Annotated in this window: 26 protein-coding genes, 1 tRNA gene and 1 other RNA gene; 4 read left to right on the plus strand and 24 right to left on the minus strand. The window is 40.1% G+C overall.

The features are described from left to right. The 3 genes from HPT25_RS03060 to HPT25_RS03070 all read right to left on the minus strand — a co-directional run bounded on the left by HPT25_RS03060 (window position 1) and on the right by HPT25_RS03070 (window position 2,608). On the minus strand, window positions 1–1,386 hold the full coding sequence (locus tag HPT25_RS03060; protein WP_173059758.1) for a 4Fe-4S binding protein: 1,386 nt from the start codon (window positions 1,384–1,386) through the stop codon (window positions 1–3). Beyond that, window positions 1,370–1,717 (minus strand): hypothetical protein, encoded by a 348-nt coding sequence (locus HPT25_RS03065; protein WP_173059761.1) that lies wholly within the window; start codon window positions 1,715–1,717, stop codon window positions 1,370–1,372. Before HPT25_RS03065 ends, HPT25_RS03060 begins: the two co-directional genes overlap by 17 nt. A 318-nt stretch (window positions 1,718–2,035) precedes the next feature. Beyond that, window positions 2,036–2,608, minus strand: coding sequence for a lysophospholipid acyltransferase family protein (locus HPT25_RS03070; protein WP_173059764.1), 573 nt, complete (start codon window positions 2,606–2,608; stop codon window positions 2,036–2,038). A gap of 481 nt (window positions 2,609–3,089) precedes the next feature. Between HPT25_RS03070 and HPT25_RS03075 the strand changes: the two genes are divergently transcribed. Continuing rightward, entirely contained in the window at window positions 3,090–3,956 is an 867-nt protein-coding gene (locus tag HPT25_RS03075; RefSeq protein ID WP_173059767.1) for a class I SAM-dependent methyltransferase, read from the plus strand. A gap of 565 nt (window positions 3,957–4,521) precedes the next feature. Here HPT25_RS03075 and ssrA read toward each other — a convergent pair. The 15 genes from ssrA to tatC form a co-directional block, all read right to left on the minus strand. Continuing rightward, window positions 4,522–4,873, minus strand: a transfer-messenger RNA (tmRNA) gene (ssrA, locus tag HPT25_RS03080). Between the two features lie 145 nt (window positions 4,874–5,018). Beyond that, entirely contained in the window at window positions 5,019–5,486 is a 468-nt protein-coding gene (smpB, locus tag HPT25_RS03085) for an SsrA-binding protein SmpB (RefSeq protein WP_173059770.1), read from the minus strand. Window positions 5,487–5,571: 85 nt separating this feature from the next. Then, the gene (gene rnr, locus HPT25_RS03090) at window positions 5,572–7,911 is read right to left on the minus strand and encodes a ribonuclease R (RefSeq protein WP_173059773.1); all 2,340 of its coding nucleotides are present in this window, start codon (window positions 7,909–7,911) and stop codon (window positions 5,572–5,574) included. A gap of 21 nt (window positions 7,912–7,932) precedes the next feature. Beyond that, window positions 7,933–8,679: an alpha/beta hydrolase gene (locus tag HPT25_RS03095; protein WP_173059776.1), complete on the minus strand. Its 747-nt coding sequence runs from the start codon at window positions 8,677–8,679 to the stop codon at window positions 7,933–7,935. 215 nt (window positions 8,680–8,894) lie between these two features. Further along, window positions 8,895–9,023, minus strand: coding sequence for a hypothetical protein (locus HPT25_RS28955; RefSeq protein ID WP_281368163.1), 129 nt, complete (start codon window positions 9,021–9,023; stop codon window positions 8,895–8,897). 110 nt (window positions 9,024–9,133) lie between these two features. Then, complete coding sequence (gene secG, locus HPT25_RS03100) at window positions 9,134–9,367, minus strand: preprotein translocase subunit SecG (RefSeq protein ID WP_173059779.1); 234 nt, start codon at window positions 9,365–9,367, stop codon at window positions 9,134–9,136. 177 nt (window positions 9,368–9,544) lie between these two features. Continuing rightward, window positions 9,545–10,843, minus strand: coding sequence for a phosphopyruvate hydratase (gene eno / locus HPT25_RS03105; RefSeq protein ID WP_173059781.1), 1,299 nt, complete (start codon window positions 10,841–10,843; stop codon window positions 9,545–9,547). Between the two features lie 116 nt (window positions 10,844–10,959). Continuing rightward, entirely contained in the window at window positions 10,960–12,492 is a 1,533-nt protein-coding gene (gene gpmI, locus HPT25_RS03110) for a 2,3-bisphosphoglycerate-independent phosphoglycerate mutase (protein WP_173059784.1), read from the minus strand. Continuing rightward, a complete protein-coding gene (gene tpiA, locus HPT25_RS03115) occupies window positions 12,485–13,246 on the minus strand; it encodes a triose-phosphate isomerase (RefSeq protein ID WP_173059787.1) in 762 nt (253 codons plus the stop codon). The genes gpmI and tpiA overlap by 8 nt, the downstream gene beginning before the upstream one ends. Window positions 13,247–13,354: 108 nt before the next feature. Beyond that, complete coding sequence (locus HPT25_RS03120; RefSeq protein WP_173059790.1) at window positions 13,355–14,539, minus strand: phosphoglycerate kinase; 1,185 nt, start codon at window positions 14,537–14,539, stop codon at window positions 13,355–13,357. Window positions 14,540–14,676: 137 nt separating this feature from the next. Beyond that, on the minus strand, window positions 14,677–15,684 hold the full coding sequence (gene gap, locus HPT25_RS03125) for a type I glyceraldehyde-3-phosphate dehydrogenase (protein WP_173059793.1): 1,008 nt from the start codon (window positions 15,682–15,684) through the stop codon (window positions 14,677–14,679). A gap of 51 nt (window positions 15,685–15,735) precedes the next feature. Further along, window positions 15,736–16,758 (minus strand): sugar-binding transcriptional regulator, encoded by a 1,023-nt coding sequence (locus HPT25_RS03130; protein WP_173059797.1) that lies wholly within the window; start codon window positions 16,756–16,758, stop codon window positions 15,736–15,738. A gap of 130 nt (window positions 16,759–16,888) precedes the next feature. After that, on the minus strand, window positions 16,889–17,143 hold the full coding sequence (locus HPT25_RS03135; protein WP_173059800.1) for a glutaredoxin family protein: 255 nt from the start codon (window positions 17,141–17,143) through the stop codon (window positions 16,889–16,891). A 42-nt stretch (window positions 17,144–17,185) separates the two neighbouring features. Further along, the gene (gene rpoN / locus HPT25_RS03140; protein WP_173059803.1) at window positions 17,186–18,508 is read right to left on the minus strand and encodes an RNA polymerase factor sigma-54; all 1,323 of its coding nucleotides are present in this window, start codon (window positions 18,506–18,508) and stop codon (window positions 17,186–17,188) included. Window positions 18,509–18,665: 157 nt separating this feature from the next. Continuing rightward, window positions 18,666–19,403 carry a twin-arginine translocase subunit TatC gene (gene tatC, locus HPT25_RS03145; RefSeq protein ID WP_173059806.1) on the minus strand — a complete coding sequence of 246 codons (738 nt, stop codon included), beginning with the start codon at window positions 19,401–19,403 and terminating at the stop codon, window positions 18,666–18,668. Window positions 19,404–19,793: 390 nt separating this feature from the next. On the opposite strand from tatC, the gene HPT25_RS03150 reads away from it, so the two are divergent. After that, window positions 19,794–20,780: a hypothetical protein gene (locus HPT25_RS03150; RefSeq protein WP_173059809.1), complete on the plus strand. Its 987-nt coding sequence runs from the start codon at window positions 19,794–19,796 to the stop codon at window positions 20,778–20,780. Window positions 20,781–20,793: 13 nt separating this feature from the next. Then, the gene (locus tag HPT25_RS03155) at window positions 20,794–21,057 is read left to right on the plus strand and encodes a helix-turn-helix domain-containing protein (RefSeq protein WP_173059812.1); all 264 of its coding nucleotides are present in this window, start codon (window positions 20,794–20,796) and stop codon (window positions 21,055–21,057) included. Window positions 21,058–21,210: 153 nt separating this feature from the next. On the opposite strand, the gene HPT25_RS03160 is transcribed toward HPT25_RS03155, so the two are convergent. Continuing rightward, window positions 21,211–21,282: transfer RNA gene (locus tag HPT25_RS03160), tRNA-Arg, on the minus strand. Window positions 21,283–21,484: 202 nt separating this feature from the next. Between HPT25_RS03160 and clpP the strand changes: the two genes are divergently transcribed. Further along, window positions 21,485–22,090, plus strand: coding sequence for an ATP-dependent Clp endopeptidase proteolytic subunit ClpP (gene clpP / locus HPT25_RS03165; RefSeq protein WP_173059815.1), 606 nt, complete (start codon window positions 21,485–21,487; stop codon window positions 22,088–22,090). 103 nt (window positions 22,091–22,193) lie between these two features. Here clpP and HPT25_RS03170 read toward each other — a convergent pair whose 3' ends face one another. The 5 genes from HPT25_RS03170 to HPT25_RS03190 all read right to left on the minus strand — a co-directional run bounded on the left by HPT25_RS03170 (window position 22,194) and on the right by HPT25_RS03190 (window position 25,910). Next, a complete protein-coding gene (locus HPT25_RS03170) occupies window positions 22,194–22,451 on the minus strand; it encodes an HPr family phosphocarrier protein (RefSeq protein ID WP_173059818.1) in 258 nt (85 codons plus the stop codon). Between the two features lie 54 nt (window positions 22,452–22,505). After that, complete coding sequence (whiA, locus tag HPT25_RS03175) at window positions 22,506–23,447, minus strand: DNA-binding protein WhiA (protein ID WP_173059821.1); 942 nt, start codon at window positions 23,445–23,447, stop codon at window positions 22,506–22,508. Between the two features lie 88 nt (window positions 23,448–23,535). Beyond that, the gene (gene mgfK, locus HPT25_RS03180; RefSeq protein WP_217269605.1) at window positions 23,536–24,519 is read right to left on the minus strand and encodes a gluconeogenesis morphogenetic factor MgfK; all 984 of its coding nucleotides are present in this window, start codon (window positions 24,517–24,519) and stop codon (window positions 23,536–23,538) included. Then, window positions 24,516–25,409 carry an RNase adapter RapZ gene (gene rapZ / locus HPT25_RS03185; RefSeq protein WP_173059824.1) on the minus strand — a complete coding sequence of 298 codons (894 nt, stop codon included), beginning with the start codon at window positions 25,407–25,409 and terminating at the stop codon, window positions 24,516–24,518. Before rapZ ends, mgfK begins: the two co-directional genes overlap by 4 nt. A gap of 42 nt (window positions 25,410–25,451) precedes the next feature. Beyond that, window positions 25,452–25,910 (minus strand): NUDIX hydrolase, encoded by a 459-nt coding sequence (locus HPT25_RS03190; RefSeq protein ID WP_173059827.1) that lies wholly within the window; start codon window positions 25,908–25,910, stop codon window positions 25,452–25,454. Between the last annotated feature and the right edge of the window lie 170 nt (window positions 25,911–26,080).

Consider the following 26,080-nt stretch of genomic DNA (forward strand, 5'->3'; position numbering starts at 1 on the left):
TTATACACGGTGCATCATTGGCAGAGAAAACAGATAAATGTTTGCGATCGCTAGAATCACCATGAGTGCATAATACGGAACCATTATCTTAAACTTCCCTTTATTTCCAATCCGATAAGCAGTGTAAATGGATCCAATTGTCCCAATTATGATAATGAAGTACTGCAATAGCTGAACAGTCGATGCGGGAGCGAAGGCTAAGTCCCCCCTCATCACATGCACACCGAATAAACCAGCCGTATTGTACCAAACCGCCTTTCCTTCGGTCATAATATGGAATAAATTATGGGCTAGGTGTCCTGCCAAATCCAATGGAATAATCGCATAACCAAATCGAATAAAATTCTTCTTCACTTTCTCAACTGATCCGCCTAATAAAGTAGCTACTTTTGCTGTTGCAAATAATAATCCAACTGGAATAGCCATCGCAATGATAAAGGCTACAGTAAAGTTGACATTATAATTAGATGTTCCTGTTACAGAGCCAATCGCTTTTAAAATATCCTGCCAAATAGCGACCATCGTTATATTTTGTACAAACACAATCCCCATAATCACCGCAGCTAAAAACGTATGCTCGAGTCTAGGCTTTTTAATTCCCCATAATTCCGAAGTTGGAACCCTTGGTGATATCCGAATGGAGTTATTTGGACAGTTTTTCACACAATTTCCACACAAGTTACAATCGGCTGAGGAATCCATTGTTCGAACAAATTGAAACATCGGACATCCTTCTGCTTTTTCTGATCCTTTAAAACAAGATTGGGTTTTACACGTTTTACAAATTTCTGGTGTACCACGAAGCTCTAAGGAACCTGAACGGGAGTAATTGCCTGATAAACCGCCAAGAAAACAAAGTGTCTTACAAAATGTTCTTCTTTCATAGAAAACAGAAGTTCCCACTACCATGGTAACAAGTAAGAGAAGTAAATAACCTGATCCCCGCGGGTTTTCTACAACGCCCCATATATGGTCGCTATAAGTGATTGCAAGAAAGAAAAGATCAATGAACCATAGCCCATATTTTCTTAAAAATTTGGGTGCCGGCCTGTTACTTCCTATCGTTTTTCGAACAATATCACTTACCTTACCAAAAGGACAAATCGCACACCAAAAACGACCGATTAAAACGAAGAATAGCGGGATCAATGGCCACCACAAAACCCAAGTTAGTGATGTCCCCACATTCCTGCTCGGATCTACGGTTCCAGCCGCCAATTCATAAACAATGACAGAGAAAACACCCAGAACCATCCATTGGAAAATTCCCGGATACCATCGGCTTTGAATAAATTTATTTAGACAAGGAATCGAAAGGAAATTATAGGATTTATTCTCTAATATCTGTTGCTTTTCTTTGTCTAGCTTATTACTTGGAATGGCCATTGGTATCATCCTTTCTTCTAAACCATTTATTCCAGATCCCGAATACAATAAAGGAAGCATTAACGGCTCCATAGGTTCCTAAAACTTTTGCATTTGGCGGTGTTTCTCTTATTGTTTTACCCTCCATGTCCATACCGGCCATGTTGTCATTTTGTTTATAGCCGTTCATGTTCATGTTTTGGTCTTTACCTCTCATATCCATACCGGCCATCGAATTGCCTGATCTGTTATTTCCATTCAGATTGGCTGTGGACGGAGCCATCTGCCCGCTTCCATGTGCCATGGCCACTGTTCCTCCAAAGAACACGATGATGAAAATCACTAATACCAACCACCAGCTCCTCAAAACCTTCACCTCATTCCCAAAAATAGACGCTTAAAAAGCTATCCAAACTTTAATAAAAAAGTTTGCAGAAACTTTGATTTTTTTTTGGATAAAATTTGTCGGTTTTCGGAATATAAGAATATCTGTGCTTTTCGTCCTTTTTTATCTCCCCCTACGAAAAATGACCAAATCGCAATCAAACGATTTGGTCTGCTTGTTATGTAACTATGGTTTTCAGGTCCCATAAAATAGGTCTATAGATTACTAGCAAAAAGCGGCCCCCATTTCAAACTTCCTTTCTTTCATTGGCGGAGACACTTCTCTTTATTTACTAACGCTTATTAGTTTCTGTTCTAGAATTTCTAAATAATATTTTCGTTCTTTCTTTTCATTTGTATTTATATGAATTGGCTCTCCGAATATAAGATGTGTTTTTTTCCGTGAAATTAATTCTCTTAAATTATTGGGACCGATATATGTTACAGGAAATATAGGGACTCCCGCTCGTTGAGCAATTGTGATCACTCCCTGCTTTAATGCTGTTTGTTCAGTTGCTCGGGTCCCGCTTGGAAAGATTCCTACTATTTCACCATTTGATAAGAGCCTGGCTGGTATTTTTAACACACTGGGCCCAGGATTCTCTCTGTCTACAGGAAAGGCATTTAATTTCTTCATTAGCCAAGATGTAAACTTATGATCAAAAAGTTGCTTTTTGGCCATATAATTTATTTTTAATGGATATAAAGTGGCGCCAAGGCAGAGAACGTCAACCCACCCAGTATGGGTGCAAGCAATCACAAAGGGTCCTCTCTTTGGAAGAACTTCTTTGTTAATAACCTCCGCTTTGCCAAATATTCTAAAGAACAATTTAAATAATAAGGCAATACCACTATACATTTTACTTCCCCCTTTTTAGGCCATTTCGGTAGAGTATGGACAGCCCAATAATTTCCATCCATTAATATTTTATCACTAACTATTAGTACTAGATACTAATTTTTATTGAGATTCTTGTATTTTCTTTTGAACTAAAATAAAGGATTTTTTTATGAATTGCGAGAAAAACTTGTTGCCATTTCGCTATATCAAATGTAAAAGCTTTTACAAAAATACGAAGGGAAATCTTTATGAAGTCAAATGATTTAATTTTTATACAGTGACGACAGCGCCAAAAAGAAGATGCTTTAGAATATATTGTTGATAAATATTTGCCATTTGGGACAGTGTTTTGGCGGACTATAAAAATAGTCATTCCATATAATTTCACCTATGCGAATGGCTCTTTTATTCGGTTGGTTCCAAAGCCATCGGATAGTATAGCAAATAAGGGAAAAGATATATTTTAAAGCTGACATATACAATAAAAGGGAGTTTAGCAGTGGCTATATATGAAAAAATTGATGAAATATACAAAAAAATATTCTTTGGAGAACAAATTAGGGATAATTGGTTGCTTTTGCAAACCATTCTTACGGGTTACGCAAGAAGAAAGTTTACTGAAGGGCTTCCCATTCAAGAGGATAATAAATTCAAAGTTCTAGATGTGGGTACAGGATTTGGTGCGTTATCTATTGATATTGCTAGTCAACATAAGATCATTATAGATGCTATTGATATAGATGAATCCAAAATTCAAGTTGCAAAAAAAGTCTATAACGAAATTAAAAGTGAAGAAAATTATCTAGGTCAAATCCACTTTAAACAACAAAATGTAGAGCAATTAGATTATCTAGATAATAGCTTTGATCTTGTCGCATCAAGCTTGGTTTTTCAGCATTTACCTAACCCTGTACAGGCAGCTAAAGAAATAAAACGTATACTTAAACCAGGCGGTACGGTTTGTCTCATGGATTTGGACGATAGCTTTACTGTTGAGTATCCGATCAACGATAGTCTAGAAATTTTAAAAAAAGTATTAAAGGAGTTGCAAGTTATTAAAGGCGGTGATCGGCATATTGGGCGTAAGTTAGCAGGTTATCTTAATGAAGTTGGACTTGATATTCAATCCGTAAAGATTGATACATATGCAGAATTTGTAAAAGATCCATCATCATTAATACTCCAAAAGTTATTTTTTGTAACGAGGTTTATGGATATTAAAGAAGAGGCCATTGGACACTGTTTGTTAACAGAAGAAGAATTTAATTATCATTTCACCAATGCTTATGACCTTATTCAAAGAGTAAAATTTCAAACCGATTCAAGATTTATCGTTCAAGCCTTGAAACAATTGTGTGAAAACTAGGGTTAGGCAGCTTAAATGATTTAACTATGTGTAAATCCCACAGAATTTATTAAATTTCCCCAGGAAAAATACATCTCTAGCAACTTCTGCGAGAGCTGATGTAATGGAAAATTAATGGTGGGAACAATGAACGAAGCTAATGAGTAATCGACTTTGATGGTTAAATATCGTTGACTAGAGCAACAACCACAATGGGTAGAAAGAAAAGCACTAGCTCAAAGGTTAGAAGAATGAGTGCCAAAGAACGATCATATCAATATTTTATTTGAAGCTTTTCCTGGATTTTTTAAGTATCTATGTTTTTTATCTAAACAGTTCTTATCAAAAAACTCTTGGGTTATATACAAAAGCACAAATGGGACATATGCTTTATTTTTTACTATTACTGGATTAATGGCTTATTCAGTTACCATGAGCCTTTAGCTTAAATGAATTTTTCACAAGATGATGGACGTATACATCAAGCATAAAATTCCCTAAAAAGAAATAAAGCATAAAGTTTCCAAACGGAAATTTTATGCTTTATTTCATATCTATATACTAATTATATAATCCACCTATGTATTGGTGGAGACGGTGGGAGTCGAACCCACGTCCAAAGATATCGGCACTTAAGCTTCTACGAGTGTAGTCGACATATTCGCGCTTCGCTGATCCCTATGCCTGCCGACAGGCGTCCGGTCAGCTAGCCTGGTTGTTCTCTTCCTTCATCCTCAGGCGGTGGAATCCGGCGTAGCCTGCTAAAAGTGAGTCCGCTACCCTACCACACAGGCAATGGAGGGGCGAACAGCTGCGTTAATTAGGCAGCTAAAGCTAAATTTTGTTTGCCAGTTATTGGCTTTGACGTTTTAACGAGGCCGATCCCCTCGACTCGCAACCTAAGCTCGAACTACCCCTGTCGAATCCGTAGCGTCCCCATATAGAAATGCTGAAATTGATCAGCTAAGACGTTTAGGAAACTGGCAAGTTGTTGAGCAAAAGTTTGCGTCGCATCTCAGCGACAAACTTATTATAACATATTGAGCACATATTTCAATTGTAATTTATTGTAAGATATTTAACCTACATTTTCTGGCGCTCACGGAAGGCACGGTCGATTTCACGCTTCGCTTCTTTTTTCTTTAAGTCTTCACGCTTATCATAGTTCTTCTTCCCTTTAGCAAGGCCGATTAGCACTTTGCAAAAACCGTTTTTCAAATAAATCTTTAATGGAATAATCGAATATCCAGCCTCTTTTGCCTCTCCATATAATTTATTGATTTCCTTCTTATGAAGCAGCAGCTTGCGGGTTCTTAGCGGATCATGATTATAGCGGTTGCCCTGCTCATATGGGCTGATGTGCATGCCGAATAAATCTGCTTCCCCATTTAGAATTCGAACATAGGAATCCTTTAAATTGACGCGTCCAGCGCGAATCGATTTAATTTCTGTCCCTTGTAGTACAATTCCTGCTTCTATAGTTTCCTCAATAAAATAGTCGTGATACGCTTTTTTATTTTGAGAGACAAGTTTTCCTTCACCTTTTGGCATTTATTTCACCTCATTTATGGCTTTTATTTTAACAGAATTGCATGTACTAATACAATGAAAAGAAGGCCTTTAAAGGGCCCCCAATCTATCTATTCTTTTTATTTTTTCGTTTTGTACTTTTGGCAATAGGAACGTTTTCGTAGAACTTCCGTTTCTTTTTCGGCTTGCCATTCGCTTCGGATTTCTGTTTACCCTCACCCTGCTGCTTGTTTCGGCGCGGCTTATGGGTATCACTGCCGGTTTTAAAGACTTTTGGTGCCTCGCTTCGTTCCCTTCTCGGTGTGCCTTTCATTCCCACGATTTCAAAATCAATCGAATGTTCTTCCTTATTAACTTTTACCACTCGGACAGTAATTTGATCGCCAATTCGGAACACATTTCCCGTCCGTTCTCCAATCATAGCATAGTGGCGTTCGTCAAAGCGGTAATAATCATCCGTCATGTAACTAACATGAACGAGACCTTCGATCGTATTTGGCAACTCGACGAACATCCCAAAATTCGTGACAGAGCTGATGATGCCATCATACTCAACACCAATTTTGTCCTCCATGTATTCTGCTTTCTTCAGTTCATCAGTATCCCGTTCCGCATCAACCGCACGGCGCTCCATTTTGGAAGAATGCTGAGCAATTTCAGGCAGCTGGGCATTCCATTTTTCCCGTGTTGCTTCATCAAGCTTGCCTTCAATTAGATAGGTCCGGATCAATCGATGGACAATTGTATCTGGATAACGGCGAATCGGCGAGGTGAAGTGTGTGTAAAACTCTGTCGACAAGCCAAAGTGTCCTAAGCTATCAGGATCATATTTTGCCTGCTGCATAGAGCGCAGCATGACTGTTGACACAACCATTTCTTCAGGCTTTCCTTGAACTTCCTCGATAATTTCCTGTAGCGCACGCGGGTGCACCTGGTTTGCTGTTCCTTTGACAATATAACCGAAATTCGTAATAAACTCGAAAAATTTCCTCAGCTTATCTTCTTTTGGATCTTCGTGAATCCGGTAAATGAACGGAACATCCATCCAATGAAAATGCTCTGCCACTGTTTCATTAGCCGCCAGCATGAATTCTTCAATCAGCCGTTCTGCCACCGACCGTTCTCGTAAGACGACATCGGTCGGCTTTCCCTCCTCATCAACTAGGACCTTTGATTCTTTGAAATCAAAGTCAATGGCACCACGTGTCATCCGCTTATTTCGCAGGATGGCAGCGAGTTCTTCCATTAATTCGAACATTGGCACAAGGGATTCATATCGTTTACGTGTTTCCTCATCCTTATCAACAAGGATTTTATTCACATCGTGATACGTCATCCGTTCCGTTGTTTTAATCACACTTTGGAAAATTTCATGTGAGACAACATGGCCGGTTGAGTCTATTTCCATATTACAAGATAACACTAGACGGTCCACCCTCGGATTTAAAGAACAAATCCCATTGGACAACCTGTGAGGAATCATCGGGATCACTCGGTCGACTAAATAGACACTAGTTGCCCGATCAGCCGCTTCTCGATCAATCGGCGTTCCTTCTTTTACATAATAACTAACATCAGCAATGTGAACACCGAGCTTATAATGACCATTTTCCAGCATAGTTACAGTAACAGCATCGTCAAGGTCTTTAGCATCAGCACCGTCAATCGTCACAATCGTTTCATTTCTAAGATCACGACGGTTAGCCAATTCACTTTCATCAATGGTGTCAGGCACTTCTATGGCCTGTTGGAGAACTTCGTCAGGAAATTCCATTGGCAGCCCATGTTTATGTATGATCGATAGAATGTCGACGCCAGGATCATTTTTATGGCCAAGAATGGTGATAACTTCACCTTCCGCACTTTTACGTCCCTCAGGATAGGAGGTTAGTTTTACGACCACCTTATGTCCTTCCACGGCCCCTTTTGAGGCTGCTTTTGGGACAAAAATGTCGCTGGCGAATTTTTTATCATCAGGGATTACGAATCCAAAATTTTTGCTTTCCACATATGTCCCTACGATTTGCTGTATGCCCCGTTCAATAATTCGGATAATGGTCCCTTCCCGGCGCTGCCCAGAGCTTTCCGATGAAACGCGGACTAATACTGTATCGCCGTGCATGGCGTTTTTCGTTTCGGTCGGCGGGATAAAGATATCATCCATCCCAGGTTCCTCGGGAACGACAAACGCAAAGCCTTTGGCATGTCCTGTCAACTTACCGCGGACAAGGTTCATTTTTTCCGGCAGGCCATAGCGGTTTGCCCGGGTTCTTACGACAAGTCCCTTTTCTTCCATTTGAACAAGTGCTTTCACAAACTCTTTAAAATCGCTGGAGTCTTCGATGCCAAATGCAGCTTCCAGCTCCTGAACGGTTAATGGTTTGTAAGCCTCGTCCTTCATATAATGCAAAAGCTTTTCTATATGCTTTTGTATGTTTTCTTCCAAATCGACCCCTCCTTATGGATCTTATTCATGCCAATCCAGCATTTCCAAAAAGGCATATACATCCTCATGAAGTTGTTCACGCTCTTTGTCAAGGGTGATGACATGGCCCGATTCTTCGTACCATTTGATTTCCTTCATTGAAGACTCTATTTCATTGTAAATAATATTGGCACTCTCTGTGTTAATCATATGGTCGTGGCGCGCCTGAACCACAAATGTCGGCGTATAAATCATATCGACATTTTCCCGAACTTCAGTAATCAATCCTTGAAGTGCCTTTAGCGTGTTCATTGGTGTTTTTTTGAACTCGTTCATTTCCATTTCGATTTGCTCGTCCGTTTTTCCTTCCCGTTTTTTAAATTCTCGGGCATATTCAAGAACACCTTCATACATTACTTCTTCACTTTTTATATACATCGGTGCGCACATCGGTACAATTCCTTTTATAGGTACAGTGTATCCCAATTTCAAAGAAAATACGCCTCCGAGTGAAAGTCCCGCGACTGCGATCTCGTCATGGCCCTTATTCTTCAAAAATTCGTATCCCTTTAAAACGTCCTGCCACCAATCTTCCGGGCCGCTGTGCACTAGTTCCTCCGGCGGTACCCCATGTCCTTTATAATGGGGTGCATGGCAAGTGTAGCCCATTTTCTCAAGGAAACGGCCAAGCATCCGGACATCCGCAGAGTTGCCTGTAAAGCCGTGTAAAAGCAAAACAGCACGCTTTCCTCCTTCAAAGGTAAATGGCTTTGGTAATGAAACTTTCATGTGTATAACTCCTTTAATACTTTTATCATGACTATTTCTTAGTTTAAGCAATGAAGGGTTGAACATTCCAGAAAAAAGACTTACTGGGGGAAGCAGGTGGACATGTTTTCGACTGTGTTTTGGTAGTATAGTCTGGTATTTAAACAAAACAGCGAGATTTTTTCAGCTGTTTATGGCCTGGGTTGCTGCTGCTTCGTATGATTTCCGCGGATTTTTCATGTTTTTCCGCCATACTGCAAATTATTTCCGCCGTTTTCTAATGGATTTCCGCCAAACTGCAATTTTATTCCGCCGATTTTTAATGGATTTCCGCCAAATCGAGTACTTTTTCCGCCGTTTTCCATTGGTTTCCATCAAACTAAACCTGTTAACTCACAGTAGTCGTCTAAGCTCCCTCCATAATCAAACCAACAAAAAAACCTGGCGCTATTCGCCAGGTTTTGCTGACTTTATATTAGACTTTAAAGTAAGTAACCGCAAGGGCAAGCAAGAAGAATAAAACAGATAGAATCGCTGTAATACGATGTAAGATCAAATCAATTCCACGAGCTTTTTGCTTACCAAATAACTGTTCGGCACCGCCGGAAATTGCACCGGACAAGCCAGCACTTTTACCTGCTTGAAGTAATACAACTGTAATAAGTGCGATACTTACGATAACTAATAGAATAACGACTAATGTATGCATAAAGGCACCTCCTGACGAACTTTTCCCAGTATTTTTAATTTACCATACTAATTCCTTTTTAACAATAGAAGTTATTATGACACGCTAAGGGGACCATTCGGAAACATTTAGAGGCCACCTTCTATCAGGATAAAAAGCCCCCTGCTTATTGCAGAGGGCTTCGTATATTTTGAAAAATTATTTTTTCAAGTTATAGAAAGATTTAATGCCATTGAACTGTGCAGTTTCAGCCAATTGATCTTCGATGCGAAGTAATTGGTTGTATTTTGCTACACGGTCTGTACGGGATGGTGCACCTGTTTTGATTTGGCCAGCATTTGTAGCAACAGCAATGTCAGCAATTGTGCTGTCTTCTGTTTCACCTGAACGGTGAGAAACAACCGCTGTGTAGCCAGCACGTTTTGCCATTTCGATAGCTTCAAAAGTTTCAGTTAAAGTACCGATTTGGTTAACTTTGATTAAGATCGAGTTAGCAATGCCTTTTTCGATTCCTTCAGCAAGTTTTCTTGTATTGGTTACGAATAAGTCGTCACCAACTAATTGAACTTTTTTGCCAAGACGTTCTGTTAAAAGTTTATGACCTTCCCAGTCGTTTTCATCTAAGCCGTCTTCGATGGAGATGATTGGGTATTTAGAGCAAAGTTCTTCGTACCAAGCTACCATTTCTTCAGAAGTTTTCACTTTGCCTTCGCCTTCTAAATGATATTTGCCGTCTTCTTTGTTGTAAAGCTCAGAAGAAGCAACGTCCATTGCAAGCATAACTTCTTCGCCTGGCTTGTAGCCAGCTTTTTCAATTGCTTCAATAATCGTTTGAAGCGCTTCTTCGTTTGATTTTAAGTTTGGTGCAAATCCGCCTTCATCACCAACAGCTGTATTTAATCCTTTTGCTTTTAAAACAGATTTTAAGCTGTGGAAAATTTCTGCGCCCATGCGAAGTGCTTCTTTAAAGTTTGGTGCACCAACAGGCATAACCATGAATTCTTGGATGTCCACGTTGTTATCAGCGTGCTCACCGCCATTTACGATGTTCATCATTGGCACTGGAAGTTGTTTCGCATTGAAGCCGCCAAGATATTGGTATAATGGCATATCTAAATAGTTTGCTGCTGCATGTGCAACTGCAAGGGAAACACCAAGAATGGCGTTTGCACCTAATTTACCTTTGTTGTCTGTTCCATCAAGCTCGATCATTGCTTTGTCAATTGATACTTGATCTAGAACACTGAAGCCTTCGCCAACTAACATTGGAGCAATAATTTCGTTAACATTGCTAACTGCTTTTAAAACACCTTTTCCAAGGTAGCGTTCTTTATCACCGTCACGAAGCTCAACAGCTTCATATTCACCTGTAGAAGCACCACTTGGAACTAAAGCGCGGCCAAAAGCACCGGATTCTGTAAATACTTCAACTTCTACTGTAGGATTTCCGCGGGAATCTAATACTTCGCGTGCATATACGTCACTAATGTAAGGCATGATAATCTCTCCTTAATAAATAATATGATTATGGGCATAAATTGCCCTTGTTACTGTTTGAATTCACGGTCAAAGGCGGGGGCCCTCCGCCAATCACCTTTTTAATTTCATAAAACCTATTTAATAATAGATTTTCCAGTCATTTCTTTAGGTTGCTGCAAGCCTAATAATTGCAGCATAGTAGGTGCTAAATCACCAAGAATACCACCATCGCGCAATTCAATTCCTTGTTTTGTTAGGATAACTGGTACAGGATTCGTAGTATGGGCAGTCATAGGTTGGCCTTCAAGTGTAATCACTTCGTCAGCATTGCCATGGTCAGCTGTAATAATCGCTGAACCGCCTTTTTCCAAGATTAAGTCTACTACTTTTCCTAAGCATTCATCAACTGTTTCTATTGCCTTAATGGTTGGCTCCAATTTACCAGAGTGTCCGACCATATCTGGGTTGGCAAAGTTTAAGATAATTGCATCAAATTTATCAGCTTGAATTTCTTTCACTAACGCATCAGCCACTTCATATGCGCTCATTTCCGGCTTAAGATCGTATGTAGCAACCTTAGGCGAGTTGATCAAAATTCGCTCTTCGCCCGGAAATTTCTCTTCCCGGCCACCGCTCATAAAGAATGTGACATGCGGATATTTTTCCGTTTCGGCAATTCTTAGCTGCTTCATATTGTTTTGCGATAGAATTTCCCCTAAAGTGTTGTCAAGGTTGGTTGGTTTAAAGGCAACATAGCCATCGACTGTTTCACTGAAATGGGTCAAGCAGACAAAGTATAAATGTTTCGGATGTTTAGGTCCGCGATCAAATGAACGGTAGTCTTCATTTGTAAATGTATTTGAAATTTGAATGGCACGGTCAGGGCGGAAGTTATAGAAAATTACCGCATCATTATCTTTAATGGTTGCGACCGGTTGTCCATCTTCCTTAACGATGACAGATGGAAGGACGAATTCGTCGTAGATTCCATGTTCATAGGAATCCTTTACAAGATCTAGTGGATCCGCATACGTTGGACCTTCACCATAAACCATAGCGCGGTATGCTTTTTCCACGCGATCCCAGCGTTTATCCCGGTCCATGGAATAATAACGCCCGGAAATCGTCGCGAATTCCCCAACTCCATACTCCTTCATTTTGTCCAGTGTTTCTTTAATATATGTCTGAGCAGTTTGCGGACCGACGTCACGTCCATCAAGGAAAGCATGAATATAAACTTTTTCAACGCCTTCCTCTTTGGCAAGCTTTAACAGAGCAAACATATGATTAATATGACTGTGAACACCGCCATCAGATAATAAACCAAATAAATGCAGGTTCGTGCCATTTTTCTTTGCGTGTTTCATTGCTCCAAGGAAAGTTTCATTTTTTTCAAACTCTCCTTCACGAATAGCAATGTTAACGCGGGTTAGGCTTTGGTAAACAACTCGGCCGGCGCCAATATTCATGTGACCGACTTCAGAATTTCCCATTTGGCCTTCTGGAAGACCAACTGCTTCACCACTCGCGGTTAAATGAGTATGTGGGAAAGTTTTCCAGAATCGATCAAAATTTGGCTTTTTCGCTTGGGCAACAGCATTTCCCTTTACCTCATCCCTGCAGCCAAATCCATCTAGAATAATAAGGGCTACTGGAGCTTTACTCATTTTTGCCCGCCTCCAGTAATTGTAAAAATGATTGTGGCTCAAGGCTTGCGCCGCCTACTAATGCGCCATCAATATCAGGTTGTGCCATATATTCTTTGATGTTTTCAGGTTTGACGCTGCCGCCGTATTGAATGCGGATCGCATTTGCCACATCTTCAGAGAACTGTTTTGCAACCACTTGACGGATATGAGCACATACTTCGTTCGCATCTGCAGCAGTTGAAGATTTTCCAGTTCCGATTGCCCAAATTGGCTCATAGGCAATAACTGTTTGTTTCACTTGCTCTTCTGTTAAGCCTGTTAATGCTTTTTCAATTTGAGTGCCAACAAGGCTCATTGTTTCACCGTTTTCACGTTGTTCTAATGTTTCACCACAGCACACGATTGGAATTAAGTTGTATTTAAAAGCTGAAAGAGCTTTTTTATTTACTGTTTCGTCTGTTTCATTAAACATTTCGCGGCGTTCAGAGTGACCGATGATGACATATTGGACGCCCAGGTCAGCAAGTGCTTTCGGGCTGATTTCACCTGTAAAAGCGCCGTTTTCTTCAAAATGCATATTTTGTGCACCTATTTTAACTTCAGTGCCTTTTGCTGTTTCAACAAGTGTTTGTAAAAATAATGCCGGTGCGCAGATGACAGAATCCACTTTGTCAGCAGCTGGAACAAGATTTTTCACTTCTTCCGCAAAGCTTTTTGCTTCGGAAAGGGTTTTATGCATTTTCCAGTTGCCTGCGATAATTGGTTTACGCATTGCGGGCACATCCTTTCTTTGAACCTCTGATAAAAGGGTTTGTTGATATTCAGCCGGATATTATTAATATCTGGCTGAATATTGTAGATCATGTAACATTCGTCAATCTTATTTATCGTTTAATGCCACTACACCTGGCAATACTTTACCTTCCATGAATTCCAAGGAAGCGCCGCCACCTGTAGAGATGTGGCTCATTTTGTCTGCTAGGTGGAATTTCTCTACTGCAGCTGCTGAGTCGCCGCCGCCAATGACAGAATATGTATCTTTCGCTTCTGCAAGTGCTTCAGCTACAGCTTTTGTTCCGCCGGCAAATTTATCGATTTCAAATACACCCATTGGTCCGTTCCAAATCACAAGCTTTGATTTTTGGATGACATCACGATAGATTTCTGCAGTTTTTGGCCCGATATCAAGTGCTTCCCAATCTGCTGGAATCTCGTTGATTGCCACTACTTTAGAATTAGCATCCGCAGAGAAATCATCCGCTACTACTGCATCAACAGGCATATAGAAATTAACGCCTTTTTCTTTTGCTTTTTCCATAAAGGATTTAGCTAAATCGATTTTGTCAGCTTCTAATAAAGACTTACCAATTTCGTGGCCTTGTGCCTTTACAAATGTGTAAGCTAAACCGCCGCCGATAATTAGGTTGTCCACTAATTCTAATAAATTCTCAATAACACCGATCTTATCTTTTACTTTTGCTCCGCCAATGATAGCTGTAAATGGACGTTCAGGATTTGAAAGCGCCTTGCCAAGAACATCAAGTTCTTTTTGCATTAAGAAGCCGGAAACAGCAGGAAGGTAATGGGCAATTCCTTCTGTTGAAGCATGTGCACGATGTGCTGCACCAAATGCATCATTTACATACACATCTGCAAGTTCAGCAAATGCTTTTGCAAGCTCTTGATCATTCTTTTCTTCGCCAGGATAGAATCGAACATTTTCAAGTAGCAAAACGTCGCCTTCCTTCATTTCGGCAATTAGTGCTTTTACGGAGTCGCCGTATGCTTCATCTGCTTTTTTCACTTCTTTTCCAAGTAATTCGGAAAGTCTAACGCCAACAGCAGTTAAGCGCATATCCTCATTGACTTGTCCTTTTGGACGCCCAAGGTGGCTGGCTAGAATCACTTTTGCACCTTGTTCAATTAAATATTGAATCGTTGGAAGTGCGGCAACAATCCGTGTTTCATCCGTGATTTTTCCTTCTTGCATTGGCACGTTGAAGTCCACACGGCAAAATACGCGTTTACCTTTTACATCGATATCGTTTACTGTTTTCTTGTTCATGGTAAGGCCTCCTCAATTTTTGAAAAAACCGATCATTTAAAAAAGGAGGGGGGAATCCTCCCCACTCCCCTTTGGAAACACACAATTAAAATTATAACTGTTTTTTGGATGGAATACCATTCCTATCCACTAACAGATTAAAGTCCTTTAGAAGCGATATAGTCAACAAGGTCAACTACACGGTTAGAGTAACCAACTTCGTTATCGTACCAAGATAATACTTTTACCATGCTGCCTTCCATAACCATTGTAGAAAGAGCATCGATTGTAGAAGAAACAGTAGCACCATTGTAGTCGCTAGATACTAATGGAAGTTCAGTGTATGCAAGGATACCTTTTAATTCGCCTTCAGCAGCAGCTTTTAATGCAGCGTTAACTTCCTCAACAGTAACGTCTTTTTCTAATTCAGCAACAAGGTCAACTACAGAAACGTTTGGAGTTGGAACACGCATTGCCATACCGTTTAATTTACCTTTTAATTCTGGTAATACAAGCGCAACAGCTTTAGCAGCACCAGTTGAAGTTGGGATCATGTTTTCTGCAGCTGCACGTGCACGACGGTAGTCCTTATGTGGTAAGTCAAGGATTTGTTGGTCGTTAGTGTAAGAGTGAACAGTTGTCATCATACCGCGCTTGATGCCGAACTTGTCATTTAATACTTTTGCAAATGGAGCTAAGCAGTTTGTTGTACATGATGCGTTAGATAATACATGGTGGTTATTTGGATCGTACTTGTCTTGGTTAACACCCATTACGATCGTGATATCTTCGTTGTCTGCTGGAGCAGAGATAATTACTTTTTTCGCACCTGCTTCAAGGTGTTTCGCAGCATCTTCACGTTTTGTGAAACGGCCAGTAGATTCAACAACAACATCTACACCAAGATCGCCCCAGCCAAGTTGTGCAGGATCGCGCTCAGCGATAACCTTTACTTTGTGGCCGCCAACTACTAGGTATTCACCATCAACTGTTACGTCTTCTGCAAGAGTTCCGTGAACAGTGTCATATTTTAAAAGGTGAGCAAGCATGTTTGCATCAGTTAAGTCGTTGATTGCAACAACTTCCACATTGCTGTTTTTTAATGCCGCACGGAAAACGTTACGGCCAATACGTCCAAATCCATTAATACCAACTTTTACTGTCATGATAAAACTTCCTCCTTTTTTTGGGTAAGGATATTTTTTTAATTAAAGGGATTACCCTTTTAATAACTGTTTTGCCACACCTTCATCAGTAATTAAAATGGTTGATTCCGGTGCTTGTTTCATATAAGCCTTGATCGCCTTTGCCTTTGAGGCTCCGCCTGCAACGGCAATGACATGAGGAATGTGCGGGAGATCTTTCAGTTGCAAACCAACTGTTGATACTTTGTGAACGATCTCGCCCACTTCATTAAAGTAATACCCAAATGCTTCCCCGACAGCTTTTTCAGCTGCAAGCTTCTGTAAAATCTCGGGTGTTGTCTTGCGGCGCTCTGCCATTGTAATAGCATCCCCAATTCCATGAAGGACCATGTTAGCCGATTGGATAAGAGTTAACACTTCATGAATTTCAGGCTCTTTGGCAAGAGATTCATAAATCTCCGCGCTTACCTGGTCAGGAACATAGAGGACACGATGTTTGGATTGGGTTTTTTCAGCCATATTCGAACAAATGACATTTGCCTGATTATGAACATCTTCACCCACGCCGCCCCGTGCTGGAACAAAAATCAACTCTCCGTCACTCAGCTCAGGTGTTAATCTTTCAGCGACAGCTGCCATCGTGGATCCGCCAGTTACAGCGATGATATTTTTTCCTTCAAGCTGTTTTTTCATACAAATGGCACATGCCTTGCCAAGTTCTCCTTTGACCATCGGTGAGGAATCGCTGTCTCCAGGGACGATAATGACTTTTCGAATGCCAAACTGGTGTTTTAATTCCAGCTCCATTACGTCAAATCCCTTTAACTCGCGCATCATCCCTTCAAGATCTTCCAGTAAATGCCTTCCTTCAGAAGTCAAACTCATTCCCATACTGTTGATGTAAATAAGATTTTGTTCTTTTAGAAAATCTACTTCACTACGGAGAACTCTTTCGGTTAGCCCTAAACTAATAGCTACACTTCTTCGTCCTACTGGCTGCATCATTCCAATGTACCGGAGAATTGAATATCTCTTTTGCAGGACTTGAAGGAAATCGGGTAATAATCTTTTTGCGATATCGATGAATGACTGCATGACTTCATGCTCCTTTTATGTTGCTGGTCAAAAATTGTCCACCTTAGACATATTGTGTCCCACCGCATCCAAAAAATTTACCCCTGCTACGTTTTTAATTGTAACAGGAGTAGAAATCTATTTCAACTTATTAAAACGCCTTTTTTTCTTGCAAACGATTACTTATGTCGAATTTGTTAATTATGCCATAGCCTGCCTCTTCTCCGTCAATGTGAACGACCGGTATCATCAGGCCATACCTCTCCGTCAACTCATCATGCCCTTCAATATCAACCACTTCTAGAGCGAATTCCCACTCCTCCATTAACTCAAGTAAAACTGATTTCGCCTTCTCACATAACGGACAACGATTTCTAGAATATAAGGTAATAATGGTTTTCTGCATGTTTGATCCTTTCGGGTGTCAGGCACCAGTTTATAATAATTCTTATATAAACCTTTTTCTTTTGGAGGAGGAAGGTATTCTAAGCTGGTCGCGGTATTTGGCGATGGTGCGCCTTGAGACGACGATTCCTTCCAGTGTTTTCAGTTGTTCAACGATGTCTTGGTCGGATAGGGGTTTTTCTTTGTTCTCTTGGTCGATAAGTTTTTTGATGCTATTTTTGACTTGGGTGGATGATGTGTTTTCGTCGTCTGACACGGTTTGGATTGTGCTAGAGAAAAATGATTTTAGCGGGAAAGTCCCGATAGGTGTTTGTGCGTATTTTTCTCTGACAGCACGGCTGACAGTTGATTCGTGAATTTCCAGATCAGCGGCAATTTCCTTCATGGTCATAGGCTCTAAGAAATGCGGCCCCTTTTGAAAAAATGCCGTTTGCTTTTCAACAATCTTGGACACCACTTTTATAAGCGTATCTTTTCGCTGTTCAATGCTCTTTAAGATCCATTGATAATCTTGAAGCTTTTCCTGTAAAAAGCGATTTACCTGCTGATCCTGGTCTTTGAATTTACGGTAATACCGATCATTAAAGACAACTTTCGGTATGGGGTCATCCACCATCCGAACAGTCAGTCCCGTGTTCGTCTGTTCAATGATCACATCAGGAATAATATATGCTGATGATTCAGGCATTAACAGCGCTCCCGGCTTTGGGTCTAACAGTTGAATTTCATCGAAAACACCCTGTATGTCCTTTAATGTTACTTGCAGTTCTTTGGCGATTTGTTTCCACTTTCTCTCAGCAAAAGGAATAAAATAGTCGGATAATATTTTAATAGCCAATTCATTTTCCGGCTTTTCATATTCCATTTGGATGAGCAGGCACTCCTGTAAATTTCTGGCTCCAATTCCCGCCGGTTCAAGCGTTTGAATGACCGCTAGCCCGTCTTCCACCATTTCTTCTGGTATATTTAAACTGGCAGCAATATGATTGAAATCACCTGTAAAGTAACCGTTTTCATCGAGGTTATGAATTAAATGACGGATTACTTTTAATTGGTCTGCTGTCAGCATTTTTAAATTTAGTTGAGAAATTAATTGTTCTTCCACCGAAACGTGCTTCGCACCAATTTGTTCAATCCAGTCTTTTTCTGACTTCTGATGGCTTCGGCGATGGCGATCTACCAGGGGATTCATGGGCTGAACACTGCCAGATTCAATTTGAATCAGCGGATTTTCAAGTGCCTTATTTTCTAAAAACGCGGTCAATTCCTGTGCCGAATATTGTAATAAGGCAATTGCCTGCGATAGTTCCTGAGTCATGGTTAACTTCAATGTTTGTTGCTGCCATAATCCGGCCTTAATATTCATGAGTATCCCCCCTTTGTTCTATTTTACATGATTAAGATAATTTGGTGTATGGAAGAAAGCTGGTATTTCTTTAAATTTCTGAGCCTTTTTGCTTTTTCTTATATATATCCATCACACAAAGCCCCCTGTAACTTTGAATTACAGGGGTCTCGTTCATTTATACTTCTTCCAAAGAAAGCAGTGCGATTCGCTTTTGTTTCCGTCTAAAAACAACTTTTGCCATAAAAATACTCAATTCAAAAATGAGAATTAAAGGAATAGCCACTGAAATATGTGATAAAAATTCCGGAGGTGAAATCATAGATGCAATAATCACCAATATTAAATAGGCATATTTCCGTACCTTGACAACTTTATAAGGATTCATGATGCCTAATGATGTTAAAAACATCGAAACTAGCGGAAGTTCGAAGGCAACTCCGAACGGCAATGTCATGTTAATTAAGAAACTGAAATATTTGTCTGCCGTAAAGGAATTCGTCATGAGTCCGCTCCCCATTTTTAACAGGAAGCGCATGATGTTTGGAAAAATTAAAAAATATCCAAAGGCCAAGCCGCCAACAAACAACAAAAACAACGCAGGAATATAAGCCAAAGCAACTTTTCTTTCAAAGGGCTTCAATGCAGGCTTTACAAATGCCCAAGTCTGCCAAGCCAGCACGGGAATCGTACCGGCAATCGCCACAATTCCCGCAATATGAAAATACAGCCACATGATATCGCTCGGTCCCAGAACCATTAGCTTATATCCCAGATGACCCATAAAAAAATTATATATATCTTTCACATAAAAAAATCCGATTACAAAAAACACCAGAAAAAATACTGCCGTGATAATAATTCTTCTCCGCAATTCCTCCAGATGTTCGACTAAAGTATATTCCTTTTCAGCCAAAGGATCTCACGCCTTCCATGCCTATAATGGACAATTACTGTATGGTTGAATTATATCGTATCTATACCACATTTTCTATGGATGTTTTCCGAAATCAAAATGAATAGCGTTCATCTAAACTAAAAAAACACTGCGCAGTGTTTTTTAGTTATGGCTATGTTATAAATGGTTGTTGATTTCCGCTCCAGGCTCTTTGCTTTCCGCGGACGTGCCGGAGAGCCTCCAATCAACAATGTGATATATCACCATTGTTCTTTAACATAGCCTTAGTTATTAAGAAGTGACAAGAAGTTGTTTTTTCTTGACAATATTTTCCTTTAGGAATACTCTTAAATCGTAAGTAATAAGTAGTAAGTCGTTAAATAATCCTGTTACTCTAGGAGGGACGTTATGAACGAGTTTAGTTTTGCTCAAAATTTTTCCATCATTGCACTTAACACTCAAAGAAGTCTTCTTTTATCAAACGAAAAGAGAGTTATTTTACGATGTATAGCAGCTGCAGTCATTTTAGAAATATATTTGAACAATAAACAGGATGAAACTCTTACTCTTGAAAAGAAGGATTTGGTACGGTCTTCTATTGAGATTTACCAAATACCTGTTTTAAATGCTTTTTTGGGTAAAAATGAAACAGTCTCTCATACACTTCCATATTTTCTTGCAGAGGTTACCAAACTATCGCGAAAAGTTCTAAAGGAGATTGAACAGGCTTTTGCTGGATCCTTGAAAGAGGTGAAAGCGATTGAAGAAATAGAAGCTCTTCTTGGATGTGACTATTTATATGTGTCAGCCGGGATTACCATAAAGGAATATCGGAGCAGGGCAGATCTTTACACAAGGCTGACAGAAAGTCTTCGTGCTGAAATTTTAGAAGAAGGAGAAATGACTGAAGAGGCCCTCCTTATGTTGTGGCTTTTGCGGGAAAGTGGATGTCTCCATGATCTTTTCTCTAAGGAAGAGTTAAAGCGGGTAGCTGCACGCAGTATTGAATTATTTAACCGTCATCCTTTAGCTAAAAAGCTTTTCCCGATTTTTATTCATAGGATCTCTGAAATGGGAATCAAGAATTTCTTAAAATTAAAAAAGGAAATCATGTCCATGCCTACTGGTACCGGGATAGCTTTTGTTTTCCCTGCTATTGAAAGAACCGAATCCGTTTTTATTGACACAGAGGAATTTTTTCCAAGTAAGGAAACACGTTTGCATGATGTAAAAGCGCGGCTGGAAAGCCATGGCCATCACTTTTCTATCATCCGGAATGGAGCAGTACCTTTGATTAAAGTAGATAATACCTTATATGAGGCTGTACCCTCTTTTATCAATTATGAAGTGGTTATTCATGGTGTACGTCTAAGAAGATATCCATTATCCTTATAATAGGGGGGATTACATGTCTAGGCAGCGCTCCATGGAAAAAATCCTTGCATCCGAATTTGTGTCCATCGGGGAACTAGTTCGTCTAACCGGAAGCCGTTACAGCACTCTTAAATTCTATACAGAAGAAGGGATGCTTCCTTTCGAACAGGAAAGCGAAAACCTAACTCGCCGGTTTCCTCGAGAAAAGGCTATTGCCAAAATAGAAGAAATAAAGAAATTAAAAAATCAAGGATTAAGCATTCCAGAAATCAAGATGATATTAGCTAAAAATCTATAAAAAATAATGAAGTAAAAGAACAAAATGGTAAAAGTTACTTCCATCACGCTCCAAATCCTGCTTTTACTCTTGTCGCCCGATGTATTCTAACATTGTAAGCAAAAAAAAATACTATCACGTTTATTCAAACGTGATAGTATCAAGTCATTTGTACGCCCTCGGCAGGAATCGAACCCACATTTCAAGAACCGGAATCTTGCGTGCTATCCTTTACACCACGAGGGCAGATTTATTAACGACTTACATAGTATATGCCATTTTCATTTTTTTTGCAAGAGTAAAAAGGGTTTTAAAATATAGCGGAAATGGAAATGATGATGGAGGGAAGATTGTCGAACAAATTAAAGCTTAAATGTTTGACCTTTATTGACCATCAGTGTATGATAACTATACATAAGTTTTTACCTTTTCCAGAGGAGGAAGAAAAATGAATTTGATTCCTACAGTTATTGAACAAACGAATCGAGGCGAAAGAGCGTACGATATTTACTCCCGTCTTTTAAAAGACCGGATCATCATGCTCGGAAGCGCTATTGATGACAATGTTTCTAATAGCATTGTTGCACAGTTATTATTCCTTGAAGCAGAAAACCCAGAAAAAGATATCACTCTATATATTAACAGCCCTGGCGGTAGTATAACTGCAGGTATGGCGATCTATGATACCATGCAATATATCAAACCATCTGTTTCCACCGTTTGTATCGGGATGGCGGCTTCCATGGGGGCATTCCTGCTAGCTGCCGGCGAAAAAGGAAAACGTTATGCTCTTCCGAATGCCGAAGTCATGATTCACCAGCCACTTGGCGGTGCTCAAGGACAAGCAACTGAAATCGAAATCGCTGCGAAGCGTATTCTTTTCCTAAGAGAAAAATTAAACGGCATCCTTGCTGAGCGTACTGGCCAGCCAATTGAAATTATCCAAAAAGATACAGACCGCGATAATTTTATGACCGCAGAAAGAGCCAAAGAATACGGTTTAATCGACCATATTATCACTCGCAACTCACTGACAGATAAAAATAAAAAATAAGTTCCATAGCAAGCGGCTTTATGCCGGTTGCTTTTTTATTTCCCAAAGGAAAAAATAAAGCCAAAAAGGGTCTGGCGATCATCTGCGGCCAGGCCCTTTCCTATTAGTGCTCGTTCTGAACAAATTCACTTAATGTTTGGATAGCGCTTTCCTCATCGCTGCCATCGGCAACAATATTGATGACAACACCTGTTCCAACAGCAAGGCTCATTAACCCCATAATGCTTTTCGCATTTACTTTCTTTCCATCCTTTTCAAGAAAAATATCCGATGAAAACCGATTAGCCTCCTGAACAAACAGGGCAGCCGGACGTGCCTGAAGACCTGTTTTTAATTTTACTTCTACTTCTTTTACCAACATGTTATATTCCTCCTCGTTTTGACTTTCTATCTTTTTTTAATATTGACTATTTCATTAGGGTGTTTCCCCAGAACGGAGTTTCTCGGCTATTTCATCAATTTTTCGCAAGCGGTGATTGATGCCTGATTTGCTGATGGCACCACCTGAGACCATTTCCCCCAGTTCTTTAAGGGTCACATCAGGATAATTTAGGCGAAGTTCTGCAATCTCCCTCAGTTTTTCAGGCAAAACTTGCAGCCCGACAGATTGGTCGATATAACGGATATTCTCGACCTGTCTAATTGATGCACCAATTGTTTTATTCAAATTGGCTGTTTCACAATTCACCAGACGGTTGACGGAATTACGCATATCGCGGACAATCCTGACATCCTCGAAACGAAGCATGGCATTATGGGCACCAATCACAATTAAAAACTCAGTAATTTTCTCAGCTTCTTTTAAATACGTAATATAGCCTTTTTTACGTTCTAACGTCTTGCTGTTCAGACCAAATGTATTCATTAACTCACACAATGAATCATTATGTTCTTTGTAAAGTGAAAAAATCTCCAGATGATAGGATGAGGTTTCAGGGTTGTTAACCGAGCCTCCTGCCAAAAAAGCACCGCGAAGATAAGAACGCTTACAACATTTCTTTTTGACTAAATCAGATGAAATATCATGGGTAAAGGTAAATCCTTCCCCAAGAATCTTCGTATCCTCTAGAATTTCTTTTGCCTGTTCTGCCAGCCTAACAATGTAGACATTATTTTTTTTCAGCCTCATTTTCTTACGGACTAAAAGCTCTACTTGTACTTGATAGCTCATTTTGATTAATGAGTATATTCTTCTGGCAATTGCTGCATTTTCAGTTTGAATGTCGACAACTAATCCCCGATTTGAAAAGGAAAGGGAACCATTCATGCGGATGAGAGCTGACAGTTCCGCACGAACACAGCAGGCTTTCACTTCCAAGTTCGTTAATTCCTTCTTTGTTTCCGAAGCGAAAGACATTCCCTCACCCCCTTATGCCTAAAGGCTAAGTCTATTGTAATTTTTAAAAGTGTATTATGGAGCTTTATAATAGAATTTTCTAAATGATTTACGCTTCATACCGCTTATTAGTTTCAGCAATCAGCAAATTATATAAAATTTTTGCCACCTTTTTTGGATCATGCCTTAATGCTCCATTTTCGAGATAAGCAATATCAGCATGCACAACATCAATACCGAGATCGGAAAGCTGCGGCATATCATATTGAACTGGATGTGCGAGTTCTTCATTATAACGAAGCTGTACATCCTGAGGGACCTCCACATTATTGACCAAAATCGTGTTGATAAATGCACAGCTCATATGATCGTAAATGGCTCTAACATGGTCGCTGGCGGAAAAGCCATTCGTTTCCCCTGCCTGTGTCATTAAATTGCAAATATACACCTTTTTTGCTTGCGTGCGGCATACTTCATCCCCTAAACGCGGTACGAGAAGATTTGGCAAAATACTGGTGTATAGACTGCCCGGCCCAATAATGATTAAATCGGCTTGGCGGATCGCTTGAATCGTTTCCGGCAATGGACGAATATTGTTTGGGGTTAAAAATACCTTTTTAATCCTTTTCCCAGAATAAGGGATCTTAGATTCACCGGACACAATGGTACCATCTTCCATTTCTGCGTTCAACACAACACTTTGATTGGCAGCAGGCAATACTTTTCCCCGTACGTTCAGGACTTTGCTCATTTCTTGTATAGCGTGGACAAAATTCCCAGTAATAGAGGTCATAGCCGCTAAAATTAAATTTCCCAGTGAATGCCCTGAAAGCTCATTAGATGTATTAAAGCGGTGCTGAAACATTTCCTCTACCAGCGGCTCCACATCTGATAAAGCCGCCAGCACATTACGAATATCACCAGGAGGTGGAATGTGCATATCCTCACGAATTCTGCCGGAGCTGCCGCCGTCATCGGCAACTGTCACAATCGCAGTGATATCTACGGGATATTGTTTGAGGCCGCGCAACAATACCGGCAGCCCTGTTCCCCCGCCGATGACGACTATTCGTGGCTGTCCAATCTCTCTCATGTTGTTTTATCCTTTCTCCTCTCAATGTCACGGTGAGATACGACTGTTTTGTAATCTTTCTGAAAGAATTGCCCAATGTATTCCGCCAAGGCCACTGATCGGTGTTGTCCACCGGTACAGCCAATTGCAATGACAAGCTGCGCTTTTCCTTCTCTCTTATAATGCGGAAGCATAAAGGCGAGGAGATCCGTAACTTTTTCCAAAAATCTTTGTGTGTCATTCCATTTCAAAACATACGTTGAAACCTCATCATCCAAACCCGTTTTTGGGCGCATATGATCTATATAATGAGGATTAGGCAGGAAACGCACATCAAAGACAAGATCGGCATCAATTGGAATTCCATGCTTAAAGCCAAATGACATGACATTGACAGTAAAAATTAATTGTTTATTCGCTGTAAATTCTGTTAATATTTTCTCACGTAATTCACGTGGTTTCATCTGGGAAGTGTTGTAAACTAATTGTGCTCTTCCTTTTAACTCTTCTAGAAGTTCCCTCTCCAGTAAAATTCCTTCCAAAGGCGAACCATCTTTCGCCAGCGGATGGGAACGCCTTGTTTCTTTATATCGGCGAACTAGTGTTGAATCTTCTGCATCTAAAAATAAAATTTGTGGTGTTACCCACGATGTTTCAGCTAACTCATCTAATGCCTTGAAGAGATGATCAAAAAATTCTCGGCCGCGAAGGTCCATAACAAGTGCCACTTTATTCATTTTATTCCCTGATTCTTTCATGAGTTCAAGAAACTTCGGGAGTAATGTAGGAGGCAAATTGTCCACGCAAAAGAACCCCAAATCCTCGAAGCTTTGAATGGCAACTGTTTTCCCTGCACCGGACATTCCGGTAATAATAACCATTTGTGTTTCGCTTGTCGAACCGGTACTCAATTCTATTCCCTCCTGATTTTACAATTATAAGTTTGAAATATATTAACTCGGATCTAGACGGTAGCTGATAAGTTCAAAATCTTTTGTGTATGTAAATGTACCGTAGATAATTCCCTTTCCATGAATCATATAATCAATGATATGATGATCTCCTTCAGCCATCGGCAAGCTATTCATTTGGTCCACTTTATGCCATTCCAGCTTTCCTTCCTCACATTCCTCGAGGCCTGCCCCATCAGAATCTGTGGCCAAAAAAGTAAACATCATCCACTCAGAAAGCAGCTGATCGCCTTCCTTCATAATCATAGTAAAAATCCCTTTTAATTGCGGATTTTTCAAATAAATCCCTGTCTCTTCCCGATACTCTCTGATGCAAGAATCTCGAACCGACTCACCCGGCTCCATCTTTCCTCCAGGAGCAACCCACCAGCCGCGGCGCGGTTTCTGCAGCAACAAAACTTTATCATCCCTGATTAACACACAATTCGTAACCCGCTGCAATATTCTCACCCTCTTTAAAAGCGCAGGCGCCTTTTTCATTCTTTTCATTATACTATTTTTGGGACAACGTCACAATGAATACAAGTTTCATATTCGGTGTCAGGCACCATTTCCCTCTTTTTTGGAAATTAGTATCTGACACTCATCTGAACGTTTTATTTTTAAGCAAA

This window comes from Neobacillus endophyticus, assembly GCF_013248975.1.
Taxonomy (GTDB): Bacteria; Bacillota; Bacilli; order Bacillales; family Cytobacillaceae; genus Neobacillus; species Neobacillus endophyticus.

Coding starts and splice junctions, on each gene's coding strand:
- HPT25_RS03130 (WP_173059797.1), bottom strand. CDS start 16,758: ATGCAGTCATTCATCGATATCGCAAAAAGATTATTACCCGATTTCCTT.
- whiA (WP_173059821.1), bottom strand. CDS start 23,447: ATGTCTTTCGCTTCGGAAACAAAGAAGGAATTAACGAACTTGGAAGTG.
- secG (WP_173059779.1), bottom strand. CDS start 9,367: ATGCATACATTAGTCGTTATTCTATTAGTTATCGTAAGTATCGCACTT.
- HPT25_RS03155 (WP_173059812.1), top strand. CDS start 20,794: ATGTCTAGGCAGCGCTCCATGGAAAAAATCCTTGCATCCGAATTTGTG.
- HPT25_RS28955 (WP_281368163.1), bottom strand. CDS start 9,023: ATGGAAAACGGCGGAAAAAGTACTCGATTTGGCGGAAATCCATTAAAA.
- smpB (WP_173059770.1), bottom strand. CDS start 5,486: ATGCCAAAAGGTGAAGGAAAACTTGTCTCTCAAAATAAAAAAGCGTAT.
- rpoN (WP_173059803.1), bottom strand. CDS start 18,508: ATGAATATTAAGGCCGGATTATGGCAGCAACAAACATTGAAGTTAACC.
- clpP (WP_173059815.1), top strand. CDS start 21,485: ATGAATTTGATTCCTACAGTTATTGAACAAACGAATCGAGGCGAAAGA.
- HPT25_RS03070 (WP_173059764.1), bottom strand. CDS start 2,608: ATGTATAGTGGTATTGCCTTATTATTTAAATTGTTCTTTAGAATATTT.
- HPT25_RS03150 (WP_173059809.1), top strand. CDS start 19,794: ATGAACGAGTTTAGTTTTGCTCAAAATTTTTCCATCATTGCACTTAAC.
- tpiA (WP_173059787.1), bottom strand. CDS start 13,246: ATGCGTAAACCAATTATCGCAGGCAACTGGAAAATGCATAAAACCCTT.
- gpmI (WP_173059784.1), bottom strand. CDS start 12,492: ATGAGTAAAGCTCCAGTAGCCCTTATTATTCTAGATGGATTTGGCTGC.
- HPT25_RS03095 (WP_173059776.1), bottom strand. CDS start 8,679: ATGAAAGTTTCATTACCAAAGCCATTTACCTTTGAAGGAGGAAAGCGT.
- eno (WP_173059781.1), bottom strand. CDS start 10,843: ATGCCTTACATTAGTGACGTATATGCACGCGAAGTATTAGATTCCCGC.
- HPT25_RS03135 (WP_173059800.1), bottom strand. CDS start 17,143: ATGCAGAAAACCATTATTACCTTATATTCTAGAAATCGTTGTCCGTTA.
- mgfK (WP_217269605.1), bottom strand. CDS start 24,519: ATGAGAGAGATTGGACAGCCACGAATAGTCGTCATCGGCGGGGGAACA.
- HPT25_RS03170 (WP_173059818.1), bottom strand. CDS start 22,451: ATGTTGGTAAAAGAAGTAGAAGTAAAATTAAAAACAGGTCTTCAGGCA.
- HPT25_RS03120 (WP_173059790.1), bottom strand. CDS start 14,539: ATGAACAAGAAAACAGTAAACGATATCGATGTAAAAGGTAAACGCGTA.
- gap (WP_173059793.1), bottom strand. CDS start 15,684: ATGACAGTAAAAGTTGGTATTAATGGATTTGGACGTATTGGCCGTAAC.
- HPT25_RS03060 (WP_173059758.1), bottom strand. CDS start 1,386: ATGGCCATTCCAAGTAATAAGCTAGACAAAGAAAAGCAACAGATATTA.